Annotated in this window: 19 protein-coding genes and 1 tRNA gene; 16 read left to right on the top strand and 4 right to left on the bottom strand. The window is 50.9% G+C overall.

Annotated features, from left to right (window positions below):
• The first annotated feature begins 13 nt into the window (after positions 1 to 13).
• The 4 genes from mlaC to murA all read left to right on the top strand — a co-directional run bounded on the left by mlaC (position 14) and on the right by murA (position 2635).
• The gene (mlaC, locus tag IP581_RS20620) at positions 14 to 652 is read left to right on the top strand and encodes a phospholipid-binding protein MlaC (protein WP_086870072.1); all 639 of its coding nucleotides are present in this window, start codon (positions 14 to 16) and stop codon (positions 650 to 652) included.
• The gene (mlaB, locus tag IP581_RS20615) at positions 649 to 942 is read left to right on the top strand and encodes a lipid asymmetry maintenance protein MlaB (protein ID WP_086870075.1); all 294 of its coding nucleotides are present in this window, start codon (positions 649 to 651) and stop codon (positions 940 to 942) included. The genes mlaC and mlaB overlap by 4 nt, the downstream gene beginning before the upstream one ends.
• A 126-nt stretch (positions 943 to 1068) precedes the next feature.
• Positions 1069 to 1323: a BolA family iron metabolism protein IbaG gene (ibaG, locus tag IP581_RS20610; RefSeq protein ID WP_017457333.1), complete on the top strand. Its 255-nt coding sequence runs from the start codon at positions 1069 to 1071 to the stop codon at positions 1321 to 1323.
• A 52-nt stretch (positions 1324 to 1375) separates the two neighbouring features.
• Positions 1376 to 2635, top strand: coding sequence for a UDP-N-acetylglucosamine 1-carboxyvinyltransferase (gene murA / locus IP581_RS20605; RefSeq protein ID WP_097400716.1), 1260 nt, complete (start codon positions 1376 to 1378; stop codon positions 2633 to 2635).
• A gap of 94 nt (positions 2636 to 2729) precedes the next feature.
• On the opposite strand, the gene sfsB is transcribed toward murA, so the two are convergent.
• Both sfsB and ispB read right to left on the bottom strand, forming a co-directional pair.
• Positions 2730 to 3005 (bottom strand): DNA-binding transcriptional regulator SfsB, encoded by a 276-nt coding sequence (sfsB, locus tag IP581_RS20600; protein WP_097400717.1) that lies wholly within the window; start codon positions 3003 to 3005, stop codon positions 2730 to 2732.
• A 214-nt stretch (positions 3006 to 3219) separates the two neighbouring features.
• Positions 3220 to 4191 (bottom strand): octaprenyl diphosphate synthase, encoded by a 972-nt coding sequence (gene ispB, locus IP581_RS20595; protein ID WP_020455433.1) that lies wholly within the window; start codon positions 4189 to 4191, stop codon positions 3220 to 3222.
• Positions 4192 to 4450: 259 nt separating this feature from the next.
• Between ispB and rplU the strand changes: the two genes are divergently transcribed.
• The 4 genes from rplU (at position 4451) to cgtA (ending at position 7291) form a co-directional block, all read left to right on the top strand.
• A complete protein-coding gene (gene rplU / locus IP581_RS20590) occupies positions 4451 to 4762 on the top strand; it encodes a 50S ribosomal protein L21 (protein ID WP_003025032.1) in 312 nt (103 codons plus the stop codon).
• A 20-nt stretch (positions 4763 to 4782) separates the two neighbouring features.
• Positions 4783 to 5040, top strand: coding sequence for a 50S ribosomal protein L27 (gene rpmA, locus IP581_RS20585; RefSeq protein ID WP_017457338.1), 258 nt, complete (start codon positions 4783 to 4785; stop codon positions 5038 to 5040).
• Positions 5041 to 5134: 94 nt separating this feature from the next.
• Complete coding sequence (locus IP581_RS20580) at positions 5135 to 6100, top strand: DMT family transporter (RefSeq protein ID WP_097400718.1); 966 nt, start codon at positions 5135 to 5137, stop codon at positions 6098 to 6100.
• A 15-nt stretch (positions 6101 to 6115) separates the two neighbouring features.
• Positions 6116 to 7291: an Obg family GTPase CgtA gene (gene cgtA, locus IP581_RS20575; RefSeq protein WP_086870080.1), complete on the top strand. Its 1176-nt coding sequence runs from the start codon at positions 6116 to 6118 to the stop codon at positions 7289 to 7291.
• A gap of 80 nt (positions 7292 to 7371) precedes the next feature.
• Here the strand turns inward: cgtA and dacB are convergent, their stop codons facing one another.
• Positions 7372 to 8805: a serine-type D-Ala-D-Ala carboxypeptidase gene (gene dacB / locus IP581_RS20570; protein WP_086870082.1), complete on the bottom strand. Its 1434-nt coding sequence runs from the start codon at positions 8803 to 8805 to the stop codon at positions 7372 to 7374.
• Positions 8806 to 9052: 247 nt separating this feature from the next.
• On the opposite strand from dacB, the gene greA reads away from it, so the two are divergent.
• The gene (gene greA / locus IP581_RS20565) at positions 9053 to 9529 is read left to right on the top strand and encodes a transcription elongation factor GreA (protein WP_086870084.1); all 477 of its coding nucleotides are present in this window, start codon (positions 9053 to 9055) and stop codon (positions 9527 to 9529) included.
• A 152-nt stretch (positions 9530 to 9681) separates the two neighbouring features.
• Here the strand turns inward: greA and yhbY are convergent, their stop codons facing one another.
• Positions 9682 to 9975, bottom strand: coding sequence for a ribosome assembly RNA-binding protein YhbY (gene yhbY, locus IP581_RS20560; protein WP_007369919.1), 294 nt, complete (start codon positions 9973 to 9975; stop codon positions 9682 to 9684).
• A gap of 118 nt (positions 9976 to 10093) precedes the next feature.
• Here yhbY and rlmE point away from each other — a divergent pair, with 118 nt between their 5' ends.
• The 7 genes from rlmE to IP581_RS20525 all read left to right on the top strand — a co-directional run bounded on the left by rlmE (position 10094) and on the right by IP581_RS20525 (position 17088).
• The gene (gene rlmE / locus IP581_RS20555; protein WP_020455430.1) at positions 10094 to 10720 is read left to right on the top strand and encodes a 23S rRNA (uridine(2552)-2'-O)-methyltransferase RlmE; all 627 of its coding nucleotides are present in this window, start codon (positions 10094 to 10096) and stop codon (positions 10718 to 10720) included.
• A gap of 102 nt (positions 10721 to 10822) precedes the next feature.
• On the top strand, positions 10823 to 12754 hold the full coding sequence (gene ftsH, locus IP581_RS20550; protein WP_086870090.1) for an ATP-dependent zinc metalloprotease FtsH: 1932 nt from the start codon (positions 10823 to 10825) through the stop codon (positions 12752 to 12754).
• A gap of 98 nt (positions 12755 to 12852) precedes the next feature.
• Positions 12853 to 13701, top strand: a complete 849-nt coding sequence (gene folP, locus IP581_RS20545; RefSeq protein ID WP_086870092.1) for a dihydropteroate synthase — start codon at positions 12853 to 12855, stop codon at positions 13699 to 13701.
• Entirely contained in the window at positions 13694 to 15034 is a 1341-nt protein-coding gene (gene glmM, locus IP581_RS20540) for a phosphoglucosamine mutase (protein WP_086870095.1), read from the top strand. The genes folP and glmM overlap by 8 nt, the downstream gene beginning before the upstream one ends.
• Positions 15035 to 15258: 224 nt before the next feature.
• The gene (gene secG / locus IP581_RS20535; RefSeq protein WP_017457347.1) at positions 15259 to 15591 is read left to right on the top strand and encodes a preprotein translocase subunit SecG; all 333 of its coding nucleotides are present in this window, start codon (positions 15259 to 15261) and stop codon (positions 15589 to 15591) included.
• A gap of 12 nt (positions 15592 to 15603) precedes the next feature.
• Positions 15604 to 15690 (top strand) — tRNA-Leu (locus IP581_RS20530).
• Positions 15691 to 16386: 696 nt separating this feature from the next.
• Positions 16387 to 17088, top strand: coding sequence for a hypothetical protein (locus tag IP581_RS20525; protein WP_244172989.1), 702 nt, complete (start codon positions 16387 to 16389; stop codon positions 17086 to 17088).
• Positions 17089 to 17102 lie beyond the last annotated feature (14 nt).

Genomic DNA, 17102 nt, shown 5'->3' with positions numbered 1-17102 from the left:
GGAGAATTGACGCATGTTTAAACGTCTATTAATGGTTGCCCTGCTGGTGATTGCACCGCTGGGTGCCGCGATGGCGGCAGATCAAGCTAACCCTTACGCCGCAATGAAAGACGCGGCACAGAAAACCTTTGATCGCCTCAAAAATGAGCAGCCGAAAATCCGTGCGAACCCGGATTACCTGCGCGATGTAGTTGATCAGGAACTGCTGCCTTATGTGCAGGTGAAATACGCCGGCGCGCTGGTGCTGGGCCGTTATTATAAAGAAGCGACCCCGGCACAGCGTGAAGCCTATTTCGCTGCATTTCGCGAATACCTGAAACAGGCCTACGGCCAGGCGCTGGCAATGTATCACGGTCAGACCTATCAGATTGCGCCAGAGCAGCCGCTGGGCGATGCGACGATTGTGCCGATCCGCGTGACTATCATCGATCCGAATGGTCGTCCGCCGGTGCGTCTGGATTTCCAGTGGCGTAAAAACACGCAAACGGGCAACTGGCAGGCTTACGACATGATTGCCGAAGGGGTGAGCATGATCACCACTAAACAGAATGAATGGAGCGATCTGCTGCGCACCAAAGGTATCGACGGTTTAACCGCCGAACTGCAATCTATTTCCCGCCAGAAAATTACCCTGGATGAGAAAAAACAATGACAACCCGGTTGAGCTGGGCGCGTGACGGGGAACGCCTGAAACTCCAGGGCGAACTTGATCAGGATATTTTAAATCCGCTGTGGGATGCGCGTGTGGAGGCGATGAGTGGCGTCACCTGCATCGACTTACATGATGTGACACGCGTTGATACCGCTGGCGTCGCGCTACTGGTACACCTTGTGGCACAGGGGAAAAAGCAGGGCGTGAATGTTGTCCTGGCTGGGGTAAGCGAGAACGTTTCCACCCTCGCTGCGCTCTATAATTTGCCGCAGGATGTATTGCCTCACTAATTTTTTCAATACGTTACTAATTAAAGCCCCATCCTTTATTGTGATGGGGCTTTTTGCTTGTTTAAGCCGACGTCACTTTCCACTAAGATGTGTGACTGTTTTCACTATTAGATGATATTTACACCCATGGAAAATCATGAAATTCAGACGGTGCTAATGAACGCACTCTCTCTCCAGGAAGCCCACGTCACTGGCGACGGCAGTCACTTTCAGGTTGTTGCTGTGGGTGAGATTTTTGACGGCATGAGCCGGGTCAAGAAACAACAGACCATTTATGGCCCGCTGATGGAATACATCGCAGACAACCGTATTCATGCCCTGTCGATCAAAGCCTACACTCCGGCGGAGTGGGCGCGGGATCGCAAACTTAACGGCTTTTGAGCGCAGGGGATAAACCTACTGCGCGTGTGAATTCTTAACAGAGATCAGATGAATGGATAAGTTTCGTGTACAGGGGCCGACGCGTCTCCAGGGCGAAGTGACAATTTCAGGCGCGAAAAACGCCGCGCTGCCGATTCTTTTTGCTGCGTTGCTGGCGGAAGAGCCGGTTGAAATCCGTAACGTTCCGAAACTGAAAGATATTGATACCACCATGAAGCTGCTCAGCCAGTTGGGCACCAAGGTGGAACGCAATGGATCCGTGTGGATCGATGCGGGCGATGTCAATGTTTTCTGCGCACCTTACGAGCTGGTGAAAACCATGCGCGCCTCTATTTGGGCGCTGGGACCGCTGGTTGCGCGTTTCGGTCAGGGGCAGGTCTCTCTGCCTGGCGGTTGCGCGATTGGCGCGCGTCCGGTAGATCTGCATATTACCGGCCTGGAACAACTGGGCGCGGAGATCAAGCTGGAAGAGGGCTATGTCAAAGCTTCCGTTAACGGGCGTCTGAAAGGCGCGCATATCGTGATGGATAAAGTAAGCGTCGGCGCGACAGTAACCATTATGTCTGCTGCGACGCTGGCGGAAGGCACGACTATTATCGAAAATGCCGCCCGTGAGCCGGAAATTGTTGATACGGCAAACTTCCTCAATACCCTCGGTGCAAAAATCACCGGTATGGGAACCGATCGCATTACCATCGAAGGGGTGAAACGCCTGGGCGGTGGTGTTTATCGCGTCCTGCCTGACCGTATCGAAACCGGGACTTTCCTGGTCGCGGCGGCGATCTCTGGCGGTAAAATTGTCTGCCGTAACGCTCAGCCGGATACGCTGGACGCGGTGCTGGCTAAGTTGCGCGATGCGGGTGCGGATATTGAGGTTGGCGATGACTGGATTAGCCTTGATATGCATGGTAAGCGTCCGAAAGCGGTGAATGTGCGCACAGCTCCGCATCCGGGATTCCCGACCGATATGCAGGCGCAATTTACACTGCTGAACCTGGTGGCTGAAGGTACGGGAGTGATCACCGAGACTATCTTCGAAAACCGTTTCATGCATATCCCTGAGCTGATCCGTATGGGGGCTCACGCCGAAATCGAAAGCAATACAGCGATTTGTCACGGTGTAGAAAAGCTTTCCGGTGCGCAGGTCATGGCAACCGATTTACGCGCTTCTGCAAGCCTTGTGCTGGCGGGTTGTATCGCGGAAGGAACCACCATCGTTGATCGTATCTATCATATCGATCGTGGCTACGAGCGTATTGAAGATAAACTCAGTGCGCTTGGCGCGAACATTGAGCGAGTGAAAGGCGAATAAGCCTGTCTGCTGAACAGTAAGAAGGGAGCCTCGGCTCCCTTTTTTTCTATCGCCTGTTCTGGCAAGCAAGGGGAGGTGCTACTTGCATGACCGCTTATTTCTCCTCCCTTTTCTTTCTAATCAGCTTCGTCTTATCTATAAATTCATGAGTGACAGGATCATAGTAACGCGATGGCCAGATAACCCAGGGATCGGTATCCAGCGCACGAGCAATAATCAATTCCCCTTTTGGCCAGGAGCGGGTCAGCGCGTTAGCGAGGGTCGATGAGCTTAACCCGTTTTTACGGGATTCCGCCGCCAGCGATGTTCCTTTCTTACGCAGCCCGGCAATGATATCAGCCTGGTGCCAGTCCATTAATTTTGTTTCCATAACATCTCCCTGATAGAAAATAGGTGTCAATTATTTACGCCAACAACGCTACTTACTATACGCATGCAGGAGCATTTGTTCTGAAAAGCTCATGTAATATTTTGCGTTTTAGGATTATGACAAGGCTTGATATTACTGGTTATTTTGGGTTTTGACGGGGTTTAAAGAAACTTACTGGAACTTTCCCGCGGCAATGCGCGGGAAGCTGGAAAGATTAACGATCGCGCTGAACGGCGATGTGGGCAAGACCAACCAACGCGTCGCGCCACGGTGAATCCGGCAGAACCTGTAGAGCGGCAATCGCTTTATCCGCTTCTTCTTCCGCACGACGACGCGTCCACTCCAGTGAACCGCAGGCCGCCATTGCTTCCAGAACAGGTTCCAGAAGGTGCCGGCCATTACCTTGCTCAATAGCTTCGCGGATCATCTGTGCTTGTTCTGGTGTGCCGTTATGCATGGCATGTAATAACGGTAACGTCGGTTTACCTTCATTCAGGTCATCACCGGTGTTTTTGCCGAGCGTTTCACCGTCTGCACTGTAATCAAGTAAATCGTCGATGAGCTGAAAAGCCGTTCCCAGATAGCGACCGTAATCCTGCAACCCTTTTTCCTGCGCTTCTGTACAACCAGCCAGCAAGCCGGAGCACTGAGCCGCCGCTTCAAACAGACGTGCGGTCTTGCTATAAATGACGCGCATATAGTTTTCTTCAGTGATATTTGGGTCGTTGACGTTCATCAACTGCAGGACTTCGCCTTCAGCAATCACGTTTACGGCTTCTGACATCACTTCCAGCACTTTCAGCGAGCCGAGGCTGGTCATCATCTGGAAAGCGCGGGTGTAGATAAAATCACCGACCAGTACGCTCGCTGCGTTGCCAAAGGCCGCGTTAGCGGTGGCTTTGCCGCGACGCATGTCGGACTCGTCCACAACATCGTCATGGAGTAGGGTCGCGGTGTGGATAAATTCGATTAATGCGGCAATAGTGACGTGCAAATTGCCTTCGTAGCCAACGGCTCGCGCCGCCAACACGGCAATCATCGGACGGATGCGTTTGCCGCCGCCGCTTACGATGTAATAACCCAACTGGTTGATTAACTGAACATCCGAGTTGAGTTGTTGCAGAATCGTCGCGTTTACACCCGCCATATCGTGCGCGGTTAACTCATTGATTTTTTCTAAATTCATCGCAAAAGCCGGGCTTTCAGTCCTGTTTACCACATAGCAAAATGGGATAACAAAGGGTTACGGGTTAGAATAGTATTGTTGATTGTACTGAAAAAAAGCGCCAGATAAACGTTACCTTACGCGTTGTGTTTTTTTTCTGCATGGAGTGACGATCACTCTTGTCAAAGGCTAGCAATTTGCGTAATATTCGCGCCCTATTGTGAATATTTATAGCGCACTCTGAATTGATCAGAATATGTGCGCGGAAGCGGAGTTTTATATGTACGCGGTTTTCCAAAGTGGTGGTAAACAACACCGAGTAAGCGAAGGTCAGACCGTTCGCCTGGAAAAGCTGGACATCGCAACTGGCGAATCTGTTGAATTCGCTGAAGTTCTGATGATCGCAAACGGTGAAGAAGTCAAAATCGGCGTTCCTTTCGTTGATGGCGGCGTAATCAAAGCTGAAGTTGTTGCTCACGGTCGTGGCGAGAAAGTTAAAATCGTTAAGTTTCGTCGTCGTAAACACTACCGTAAGCAGCAGGGCCACCGTCAGTGGTTTACTGATGTGAAAATTACTGGCATCAGCGCCTAAGACCTGAGGAGTAGATTTAAATGGCACATAAAAAGGCTGGCGGCTCAACTCGTAACGGTCGCGATTCAGAAGCTAAACGTCTGGGCGTTAAACGCTTCGGCGGTGAAGCAGTTCTGGCAGGTAGCATCATCGTTCGTCAACGTGGCACCAAATTCCACGCTGGTTCTAACGTAGGTTGCGGCCGTGACCACACTCTGTTCGCTTTGACTGACGGTAAAGTTAAGTTCGAAGTTAAAGGCCCGAAAAACCGCAAATTCATCAGCATCGTTGCTGAATAAGTTTTTCGCGTCCCGGTAACGGAAAAAAGCCCCGCAACACGTTGCGGGGCTTTTTACATTAGAAGTCCGGTAAATTCTGGCAGGGAATACGGGCATGAAACAGCAGGCAGGCATCGGTATTGCGCTGGCACTCACCACCGCAATGTGCTGGGGTGCGTTACCCATCGCCATGAAGCAGGTGCTGGAAGTGATGGAGCCGCCAACGGTGGTTTTTTATCGCTTCTTGATGGCAGGAATCGGCCTTGGTTTGATTCTCGGCTGGAAAAAAAAGCTGCCCTCGCTGCATCTTTTTCGTAAGCCACGCTGGTTAGTTTTGTTGGCAATTGCCACTGGTGGGCTGTTCGGGAATTTCATCCTCTTCAGTTCTTCCCTGCAATACGTTAGCCCGACGGCTTCTCAGGTGATCGGTCAGCTTTCGCCTGTGGGCATGATGATTGCCAGCGTTGTTATTCTCAAAGAGAGAATGCGCGGCACCCAGGTTATTGGCGCGCTGATGCTGATCTGCGGTCTGGTAATGTTTTTTAATACCAGCCTGGTGGAGATTTTTACCCGCCTGACAGATTACACCTGGGGCGTGATTTTTGGTGTCGGAGCAGCCACGGTGTGGGTGAGTTACGGCGTCGCGCAAAAAGTGTTATTGCGGCGTCTGGCCTCCCAGCAAATCCTCTTTTTGCTGTACACTTTGTGTACGATTGCATTATTGCCGCTGGCAAAACCCGCCGTGCTGCTTCAGTTGAGTGACTGGCAGCTGGCTTGTCTGGTGTTCTGTGGCCTTAATACGCTGGTGGGTTACGGCGCGCTGGCGGAAGCGATGGCTCGCTGGCAGGCGGCGCAGGTGAGCGCATTAATCACGCTGACACCGCTCTTTACGCTGTTTTTTTCAGATTTATTATCAATGGCCTGGCCCGATGTTTTCGCCAGACCGATGTTAAACCTTATCGGTTATCTCGGTGCGTTTGTCGTGGTTGCGGGCGCGATGTTTTCCGCTATTGGCCATCGTCTTTTGGGACGCTGGCGCAATCGCGAAGTGGTCGCCACTGTGCCCCGCTCAGGCGAATGAGTTACGGAGAGTAAAATGAAGTTTGTTGATGAAGCTACGATTCTTGTCGTGGCAGGTGATGGCGGTAACGGTTGTGTAAGCTTCCGCCGCGAAAAATATATCCCAAAAGGCGGCCCTGATGGCGGTGACGGTGGCGACGGCGGTGATGTCTGGCTGGAAGCGGACGAAAACCTCAATACCCTGATTGACTACCGTTTTGAAAAATCTTTCCGTGCTGAACGCGGACAGAATGGCCAGAGCCGTGACTGTACCGGGAAGCGCGGAAAAGATATTACGGTGAAAGTTCCGGTAGGTACGCGTGTTATCGATCAGGGCACCGGCGAAACGATGGGCGATATGACCAAACATGGTCAGCGCCTGATGGTCGCGAAAGGTGGCTGGCACGGTCTGGGCAACACGCGCTTTAAATCCTCGGTTAACCGTACGCCTCGTCAGAAAACCATGGGCACGCCGGGCGATAAGCGCGACCTGCAGCTCGAACTGATGTTGTTGGCCGATGTGGGTATGCTTGGTATGCCAAACGCAGGCAAATCAACCTTTATTCGCGCGGTATCGGCTGCAAAACCAAAAGTGGCGGATTATCCGTTTACCACGCTGGTGCCGAGCCTTGGCGTTGTCCGTATGGATAACGAAAAGAGCTTTGTAGTTGCTGATATTCCAGGATTGATCGAAGGGGCTGCCGATGGCGCAGGTCTTGGGATCCGTTTCCTGAAACATCTTGAGCGCTGCCGCGTCCTGCTGCATCTGATTGATATCGATCCGATCGATGGTTCCGATCCGGCTGAAAATGCCCGTGTCATCATCGGCGAACTGGAAAAATACAGCGAGAAACTGGCTGCCAAACCGCGTTGGTTAGTATTTAACAAAATCGATTTGATGGATAAAGCGGAAGCAGAAGCTAAAGCAAAAGCCATCGCTGAGGCACTGGGTTGGGAAGATAAATTCTACCTTATCTCTGCGGCCAGCCAGCAGGGCGTGAAAGACCTGTGCTGGGACGTGATGACCTTTATCATCGAAAACCCGATCACCCAGGCGCAGGAAGAGCAGCAGCCTGAGAAAGTCGAGTTTATGTGGGATGATTATCATCGCCAGCAGCTCGAAGAAGCGGAAGTGGTTGAAGAAGACGACGAGTGGGATGACGACTGGGATGAAGACGACGAAGAAGGCGTCGAGTTCATCTACAAGCGTTAATCGCTGCAATTTCCCCGGCTGAACGGGGACGTTTCGTCAATAAAAAATGCCGGGTCTGCACACGCTACCCGGCATTTTTATTAGTTGTTCTGGTAGATATCTTTGTAAAGACGGCTTTCAAAACGCACCAGTGGAATGCGGCGATTACGCTGATCCGCCGGTTCGACAGCATAACCAGAGAGATACTGCACGAAAGCCATCCGCTGACCGCTCGCGGTGGTGATAAAGCCGGCCAGATTATACACGCCTTGCAAAGAGCCTGTTTTGGCCGACACTTTGCCATCCACACCCGCTTCATGCAGACCGGCCCGATACTGCAATGAACCGTCATAGCCCGCCAGGGGGAGCATCGAAATAAAATTGAGCTCGGTGTCATGCTGCGCAATGTATTGCAGAACTTGCATCATCGTGGCGGGTGCCAGAAGGTTATGTCGTGACAGGCCGGAGCCATCAGCGATGATTGTATTGCCGAGATCGACGCCAGCCTGCTGGCGCAGGATCTGCCGCACTGCATCCGATCCTGCTCGCCAGGTCCCGGGTACACCAAAGCGCGCGTGACCAATCATACGAAACACCGTGTCAGCGATCATATTGTCTGATTTTTTCAGCATCTGCTTTAGCAGGTCGTGAAGCGGTACCGACTGCTTGCTGGCAATGACAGTGCCGGGCTCGTTCTCTTGCGTCTGGCGCAACAGCGTACCGGTATAAGTGATACCCGCATCGTTCAATTCTGCTTTCAAAATTGCACCGGCATAGCTTGCTCCGTCCTGAATGGCGAAAGCCAGCGGGAGCGGGTCAGCACGTTGTGGCAGGCATCCCGTTAGCGTAAAGCGATTTAAATCGCCCGGGACGACATCCAGTTCGCAATATTGCGTCTCTGCTGAACCGCGCGCAATCGTGCGTACCTGGCTGAACATATTCACCGGATAATAATTAGCGATGCGGATATAGGCCAAATCGCCCGGTTTTTGTGCGCTGTAGAGGGAAATCGAGAAGCAGTTACGATCAACAATTGCCGCGGCAGGGGGGGCGCTAAAGCACTGCGTCATATCGTTCCACGGCCAGCCTGGCGCTTTATCATGACTGGCAAAAATAGAGGTATCGACCAGCACGTTACCTTCTATTTTCTGCACACCCGACTTTTTCAGCACCGCGACCATATTGCGAATATCCTGACGTTTTAGCGTCGGATCGCCGCCAAATCGCGCAATTAAATCGCCTTTTAACGTGCCGTTATCGACAGAACCTTTGCTTTCCAGCGTGGTTGTAAAGCGAAAGTCCGGCCCAAGCTGCAACAATGCCGCCAGCGCGGTGATGACCTTCTGTGTGCTGGCTGGCAACGCCATTTGTTTACCGTGGTAATCAATTTCAGGTGCCTGAGCTCCGACTTTTTGCACCATCAGCGCCAGGTTAGCACCATCCGGCAGCTGGTTTATGTACTCGTCTACATTCGCGGCCTGAACGTTCAGGGCTATACTTGTGGTCAATCCGATGATAAAGCTGGAAAATCGCATAATCTCGCGCTAGGAAGCAGTAAACAAGCCGTCATACTACGGCGCAACGACCCGGAAAGTAAACGATGACCCATAGTGAACTTCCGGGTAAAATACGTATCAAATTGAAAAATTGCGCTGACCTGGGGCTTTGTCCCCGGGTCAGTTTTCTTTTGCTCCTGCCCGACGGTATATGCCGGTGTACGGGGGAGGTAGATCAGATGGGGTGGGTTACCGCTCCCTACAGGAAAGTTTAAGAGGTATAACAATGCAAGCTATTCCGATGACCTTACGTGGTGCCGAAAAATTGCGCGAAGAACTGGAATTTCTGAAATCCGTTCGTCGTCCTGAAATCATTGCCGCCATCGCGGAAGCCCGCGAACATGGCGATCTGAAAGAGAATGCGGAATATCACGCCGCGCGCGAGCAGCAAGGTTTCTGCGAAGGGCGAATTAAAGATATCGAAGCAAAATTGTCTAATGCGCAGGTGATCGACATTACTAAAATGCCGAAAAGCGGTCGTGTTATTTTTGGTTCCACCGTTACGGTATTGAACCTCGATAACGATGAAGAGCAGACGTATCGCATTGTTGGCGATGATGAAGCCGACTTTAAACAGAACCTGATTTCAGTCAATTCGCCCATTGCCCGCGGCCTGGTAGGTAAAGAACAAGACGATGTGGTGGTGATCCGCACGCCTGGCGGCGAAGTGGAATACGAAATTATCAAAGTAGAATATCTTTGATCGCTGCATTCGCGTCTATTGTTGACGAATTGTAAAGAAAAGAAAAAGGCCGCGCTGCGGCCTTTTATGAATTCCGGGAGCGTGGCATTTTGCACGTCTGCTGGCGGAAACCCCTCGTTTTACACAGATTTTGTGTTCAATTCAGGATATTCTTAGCGTGGCAGCGAAATTTTACGCTCCGCGGTTGGGCGATAAAGCACCAGCGTTTTACCGATGACCTGTACGTTGCAGGCGCCGGTTTCGCGAACGATAGCTTCCACGATCAAGGTCTTAGTTTCTCTGTCTTCAGAGGCGATCTTCACCTTGATGAGCTCATGGTGCTCTAGCGCTTGTTCAATCTCGGCCAGTACCCCTTCGGTCAAACCATTATTGCCAAGCATAACTACCGGCTTGAGCGGATGTGCCAGACCTTTCAGGTGCTGTTTTTGTTTAGTACTCAGATTCATCGTATATTTTGCTTACGTTGGGATTGAAAACGGGTCATTCTACCGCCATCTCCACTGTATCGCCAAATTGCGCGTCGAAATTTCTCGATGTCGACGATGAACCCGGATGGAAAGTTAAATGACAGGTAAAAAGCGTTCTGCCAGCTCGAGTCGCTGGCTTCAGGAACACTTTAGCGATAAATATGTTCAACAGGCGCAGAAAAAAGGGTTGCGTTCCCGTGCCTGGTTTAAACTTGATGAAATACAGCAAAGTGACAAACTTTTTAAGCCGGGTATGACGGTTGTCGACTTGGGTGCTGCCCCTGGTGGATGGTCGCAATATGCGGTCACGCAGATTGGTGGTAATGGTCGTATCATCGCTTGCGATCTTTTACCGATGGATCCAATCGTTGGTGTGGACTTCCTTCAGGGCGATTTTCGTGATGAATTAGTTCTGAAAGCATTACTGGATCGCGTTGGCGACAGTAAAGTTCAGGTTGTCATGTCAGATATGGCGCCGAATATGAGCGGCACGCCTGCTGTTGATATCCCTCGTTCCATGTATCTTGTGGAGCTGGCGCTGGAGATGTGCCGTGATGTGTTGGCGCCGGGCGGAAGTTTTTTAGTGAAGGTGTTCCAGGGCGAAGGATTCGATGAGTATCTCACCGAAATTCGCTCCCTGTTTACGAAGGTTAAAGTGCGTAAACCGGACTCTTCACGTGCGCGTTCACGTGAAGTGTATATTGTAGCGACCGGGCGAAAATGATACCCCGTCGATTTCGGCCTTTGGTTTGAAAGAGATGGGTTATGTTGTATCCTGACGCTGTTTTTAACACAGTTGTAATATGAGGTTAATCCCTTGAGTGACATGGCGAAAAACCTAATACTCTGGCTGGTCATTGCCGTCGTGCTGATGTCAGTATTCCAGAGCTTTGGGCCCAGCGAGTCGAATAGCCGTAAGGTGGACTATTCTACCTTCCTGCAAGAGGTCAACCAGGACCAGGTTCGCGAAGCGCGTATCAACGGACGTGAGATCAACGTTACCAAGAAAGATAGTAACCGTTACACGACTTACATCCCGGTCGAGGATCCGAAACTGCTCGACAACCTGGTGACAAAAAACGTCAAGGTTGTAGGTGAACCGCCGGAAGAGCAGAGCGTGCTGACGACGATCTTCATCTCCTGGTTCCCGATGCTGCTGCTGATTGGCGTCTGGATTTTCTTTATGCGTCAGATGCAGGGCGGCGGTGGCAAAGGCGCCATGTCGTTCGGCAAAAGTAAGGCGCGTATGCTTACGGAAGATCAGATCAAAACGACTTTCGCTGACGTTGCCGGTTGCGACGAAGCAAAAGAAGAAGTTGGCGAACTGGTTGAATATCTGCGTGAGCCGAGCCGTTTCCAGAAACTGGGCGGTAAAATCCCGAAAGGCGTCCTGATGGTCGGTCCTCCGGGTACGGGTAAAACGCTGCTGGCGAAAGCGATCGCCGGCGAAGCGAAAGTACCGTTCTTCACTATTTCCGGTTCTGACTTCGTAGAAATGTTCGTTGGTGTTGGTGCATCTCGTGTGCGCGACATGTTCGAGCAAGCTAAGAAAGCAGCACCGTGCATTATCTTCATCGATGAAATCGACGCCGTAGGCCGCCAGCGTGGCGCAGGTCTGGGTGGTGGTCACGATGAGCGTGAACAGACGCTAAACCAGATGCTGGTTGAAATGGATGGTTTTGAAGGCAACGAAGGTATTATCGTTATTGCCGCGACTAACCGTCCGGACGTACTCGATCCCGCTTTGTTGCGCCCGGGGCGTTTTGACCGCCAGGTTGTTGTCGGTCTGCCGGATGTTCGCGGTCGTGAGCAGATCCTGAAAGTCCATATGCGCCGTGTGCCGCTATCGCCGGATATCGATGCTGCAATCATCGCACGCGGGACGCCAGGCTTCTCCGGTGCCGATCTGGCGAACCTGGTCAACGAAGCTGCGCTGTTTGCCGCTCGAGGTAACAAACGCGTTGTATCGATGGTCGAGTTTGAAAAAGCGAAAGACAAAATCATGATGGGTGCGGAACGTCGCTCCATGGTGATGACCGAAGCGCAGAAAGAGTCCACGGCATACCACGAAGCGGGCCATGCGATTATTGGTCGTCTGGTGCCGGAACACGATCCGGTACATAAAGTGACGATTATTCCGCGCGGCCGTGCGCTGGGTGTGACGTTCTTCCTGCCGGAAGGTGATGCGATTAGCGCCAGCCGCCAGAAACTGGAAAGCCAGATTTCAACGCTGTACGGTGGCCGTCTGGCAGAAGAGATCATTTACGGCGTTGAACATGTTTCTACCGGTGCGTCGAACGATATTAAAGTCGCGACTAACCTGGCGCGTAACATGGTCACCCAGTGGGGCTTCTCTGACAAACTCGGTCCGCTGCTTTACGCGGAAGAGGAAGGCGAAGTGTTCCTGGGACGTAGCGTTGCAAAAGCGAAACATATGTCCGATGAAACTGCACGCATCATCGACCAGGAAGTGAAATCGCTTATTGAACGTAACTACAATCGCGCACGTCAGCTGCTTAATGAAAATATGGATATTCTGCATGCGATGAAAGATGCTCTGATGAAATATGAGACCATCGATGCGCCGCAGATTGATGACCTGATGTCACGCCGCGATGTTCGTCCGCCTGCAGGTTGGGAAGAACCTGGAACGAACAACTCTGACAATAATGGTACGCCGCGAGCGCCGCGTCCGGTCGATGAACCGCGTACGCCAAACCCGGGCAATACCATGTCAGAACAGCTGGGCGACAAATAAGTTTTTGCGCTGATGATCTGCTTTTAATGAAAACCCCGGGGCTTGCTCCGGGGTTTTTCTTTTAATTTCTAACCGCCACAACCTCAGGGATTTTAGTCATGAAACTCCATGCTCAGGGCTCAACACTGGATTTGTCTCACCCCCATGTAATGGGCATCCTCAATGTAACGCCGGATTCTTTTTCGGATGGCGGTGCACATAACACATTGATCGAGGCGGTAAAGCACGCGAACCTGATGATCAATGCAGGGGCGACAATTGTGGATATCGGTGGGGAATCGACGCGTCCTGGAGCGGCTGATGTCAGTGTAGAAGAGGAGCTTGAACGCGTAATCCCGGTTGTTGAAGCCGTCGCACAGCGTTTCGAGGTATGGATTTCCGTCGATACATCTAAACCTGAAGTCATTCGCGAATCGGCGCGAGTAGGCGCACATATCATTAACGATATCCGTTCATTAACAGAACCGGGCGCGCTGGAAGCCGCCGCACAAACCGGGCTACCGGTGTGCCTGATGCATATGCAAGGTCAGCCAAAAACCATGCAGGAAGCGCCGAAATACGACGATGTGTTTGCCGACGTGAATCGCTTTTTTATCGATCATATAGCACGATGCGAGCAGGCTGGGATCGCAAAAGAGAAATTGTTGCTCGACCCGGGATTCGGTTTCGGTAAAAATCTCTCCCACAATTATGCATTGCTTGCCCGCCTGGCTGAGTTTCACCATCTTGGCTTACCTCTGTTGGTCGGAATGTCGCGTAAGTCGATGGTAGGCCAGCTACTCAATGTCGGCCCCTCCGAGCGGTTAAGCGGTAGTCTGGCTTGTGCAGTGATCGCGGCAATGCAAGGCGCGCACATTATTCGTGTTCACGATGTAAAAGAAACAGTAGAAGCTATGCGGGTGGTGGAAGCCACGCTGTCAGCGAAGGAAAACAAACGCTATGAGTAATCGTAAATATTTTGGCACCGATGGTATTCGCGGCCGCGTTGGTGACGCACCGATCACCCCTGATTTTGTGCTTAAGCTGGGTTGGGCTGCCGGGAAAGTACTGGCGCGTCATGGTTCACGTAAGATCATCATTGGTAAAGACACCCGTATTTCAGGTTATATGCTGGAATCAGCGCTCGAGGCCGGGCTTGCGGCGGCTGGTCTGTCCGCGTCCTTTACCGGACCCATGCCCACGCCGGCCGTAGCCTACCTTACGCGCACATTTCGCGCAGAAGCGGGAATTGTAATTTCGGCTTCGCATAACCCTTTCTATGACAATGGCATCAAATTCTTCTCTATTGACGGTACAAAACTGCCGGATGCTGTAGAAGAGGCGATTGAAGCCGAGATGGAAAAGGAACTGACTTGCGTTGACTCCGCCGAACTGGGTAAGGCCAGCCGTATTGTTGATGCCGCCGGGCGTTATATCGAGTTTTGCAAAGCGACGTTTCCGAATGAACTGAGCCTGAATGGGTTAAAAATCGTGGTTGATTGCGCCAATGGCGCGACTTATCACATTGCACCGAGTGTTTTTCGCGAACTGGGGGCGAAGGTGATTGCCATTGGATGTGAACCGGATGGCGTAAACATCAACGAAAAGTGTGGCGCGACGGACGTGGCAGCACTGCAGCAGCGCGTTTTGATTGAGAAAGCCGATTTGGGCATTGCCTTTGATGGTGACGGCGATCGCGTCATTATGGTCGATCACGAAGGTAACAAGGTCGATGGCGATCAAATCATGTATATCATTGCCCGCGAAGGGTTGCGCCAGGGGCAGTTGCGCGGTGGTGCAGTTGGCACACTCATGAGCAATATGGGGCTTGAACTGGCGCTTAAGCAACTGGGTATTCCCTTTGCGCGCGCGAAAGTGGGCGACCGTTATGTGCTGGAAAAAATGCAGGAGAAGGGCTGGCGCATCGGTGCTGAAAACTCCGGTCATGTAATTTTGCTCGATAAAACGACGACCGGGGACGGTATTGTGGCCGGTTTGCAGGTGGTTGCCGCAATGGTGCGTAACCATATGTCTCTGCATGATTTGTGCAGCGGCATGAAGATGTTCCCGCAGGTGCTGGTGAATGTGCGTTTTACCGCAGGTATTGGCGATCCGCTGGAAGACGAAACGGTCAAGGCGGTGACGGCAGAAGTGGAAGCGACACTGGCTGGCCGCGGTCGTGTGCTACTGCGTAAATCCGGTACTGAGCCGTTAATTCGCGTCATGGTAGAAGGTGAAGACGAGGCGCAAGTGACATCGCTGGCGAATCGCATCGCTGATGCAGTTAAGGCTGTAAAATAGTGCGATAAGTGCTTAAAAAGGCGGCTGTTGCGGCCTTTTTAATAGCCCGGGATCGCAATTTTGCTGTTTTTTTCCGCACTTGATAAAATGCGCTTAAATTGCCCTTGCGAAGGTGATTCGCTTTGGTTAGTATTCACACCCGCTTCAGTGGGAAAGCAAGAAACATCCCACTTTTATTGGTTTGAAGCATTGGCTGCGGCAACCCCGCAAGGAACAGGTTGATTATGTACGAAGCTCTTTTAGTTATTTTCCTTATTGTAGCGCTGGCTCTTGTAGGCCTGATCATGCTGCAGCAAGGTAAAGGCGCTGACATGGGAGCCTCCTTTGGCGCTGGCGCGTCCGGTACGCTGTTCGGTTCAAGTGGTTCTGGTAACTTCATGACCCGTACGACTGCTGTGCTGGCAACACTGTTCTTTATTATTAGCCTTGTGCTGGGCAACATTAACAGCAATAAAACCAATAAAGGAAGCGAGTGGGATAATCTGAGCGCACCGGCGAAGAGTGAACAAACTCAGCCTGCAGCTCCGGCGCAGCCGACCAGCGATATCCCGCATTAATAAGTAAGTCGTGCCGAGGTGGTGGAATTGGTAGACACGCTACCTTGAGGTGGTAGTGCCCGATTGGGCTTACGGGTTCAAGTCCCGTCCTCGGTACCAATATTCCGGAAAAAAGACATCGCAAGATGTCTTTTTTTTGCCTGTCAGTTAGTACATTGCCAAACCTTCAACCTTCAACCTTCAACCTTCAACCTTCAACCTTCAACCTTCAACCTTCAACCTTCAACCTTCAACCTCCAACCTCCAACCTCCAACCTCCAACCTCCAACCTCCAACCTCCAACCTCCAACCTCCAACCTCCAACCTCAAACCTCAAACCTCAAACCTCAAACCTCAAACCTCAAGCCCCAAGCCCCAAGCCCCCATTCTGCCAGTCCTACAACCTCAATCCCCAAACCCCAATCTCAAAGCCCTTCAATGTATTCGGCAAGTAATTGCTTTAGTGCTTATTAATTCCACGATTAATATAAAAAATCGTCCCGCGCAAGGCGCTATCTAGCTAGCCCATAGTAATGGCTGGCTAAAGAGCAAGATAAAAACGCATTAATTTCATATTAATCTTAAAAATCATTGATATAAGTCATCATCAAAAAATTATTTACTGGTCTGAGGAGTAAAATTGATCAAGATTCGGTTTTTAATTATTTATTAATCCGCTCCTCTTCGGTTGCTTTAATTTAGATGCGTGATTATCTTGGCCTCGTTTTCAACGATGTCTGGATTTTTTATATGTACTGCGTTTCCTTATTAAGAAAGATCACATCTGTGTCTGTGATTCTGTTCTTCGGATTGAAAATGTCCGTAGCCTTCGCTCTTCCTGAAATAGGAATAGGAAGCATGTATGACACACTTACGCCTGATAAACAGTCTATTGCTAAACGTATTTATAATACCGGGACATCTACTGCGTTTGTCCGGGTAGATATGCTGGAAGTAAATATTGATAAAAGCGGGAAAGTTGTTGAATTACCTCTAAAAGAACTATCAGGAAATTCATTGCAAAAAGACAGACTGATTGTCACCCCGTTAAGGATGATTATTCCACCAGGAGGTTTTCAATCCGTAAGGATTATGTGGCCTGGTGATCGGTCGGTTGAAAAATATTATCGAGTAAGATTTATTCCTGTGCTTCCTAAAACAGATGATGGTTTTGGCTTAAGCAATAAGGAAGTTGATGATTACCGTAAAAAAGCATTGAGTGCCGGGCTAAATGTATTATCCGGTTACGGTACGCTGGTTATTGTTTTACCGACGAAGCCTGTTTTCAGTACACAAATTGAATCATCTTCGCCTTCGGCAATTCGTGTAACTAACAAAGGCACCGCGACTATTGTTTTGGAAAATATCCGTAATTGCACTTCCGCTGGTACGGAATGTAATAGCGCGAAGCGTCTTTTTATCCTTCCTGGCAAAACGAAGGAAATTGATAAAAGCAAAGGACGCACAACCCTTTTCACCCTTATTGAAGGGGAAAACCAAAAGAAACTACGTTTCTAATGTTACGAAGTAAG

The organism is Kosakonia pseudosacchari (genome assembly GCF_015167415.1).
Taxonomy (GTDB): Bacteria; Pseudomonadota; Gammaproteobacteria; order Enterobacterales; family Enterobacteriaceae; genus Kosakonia; species Kosakonia pseudosacchari.
The sequence above is the reverse complement of the archived record's forward strand: the minus strand, read 5'-3'. Positions and strand labels throughout refer to the sequence as shown.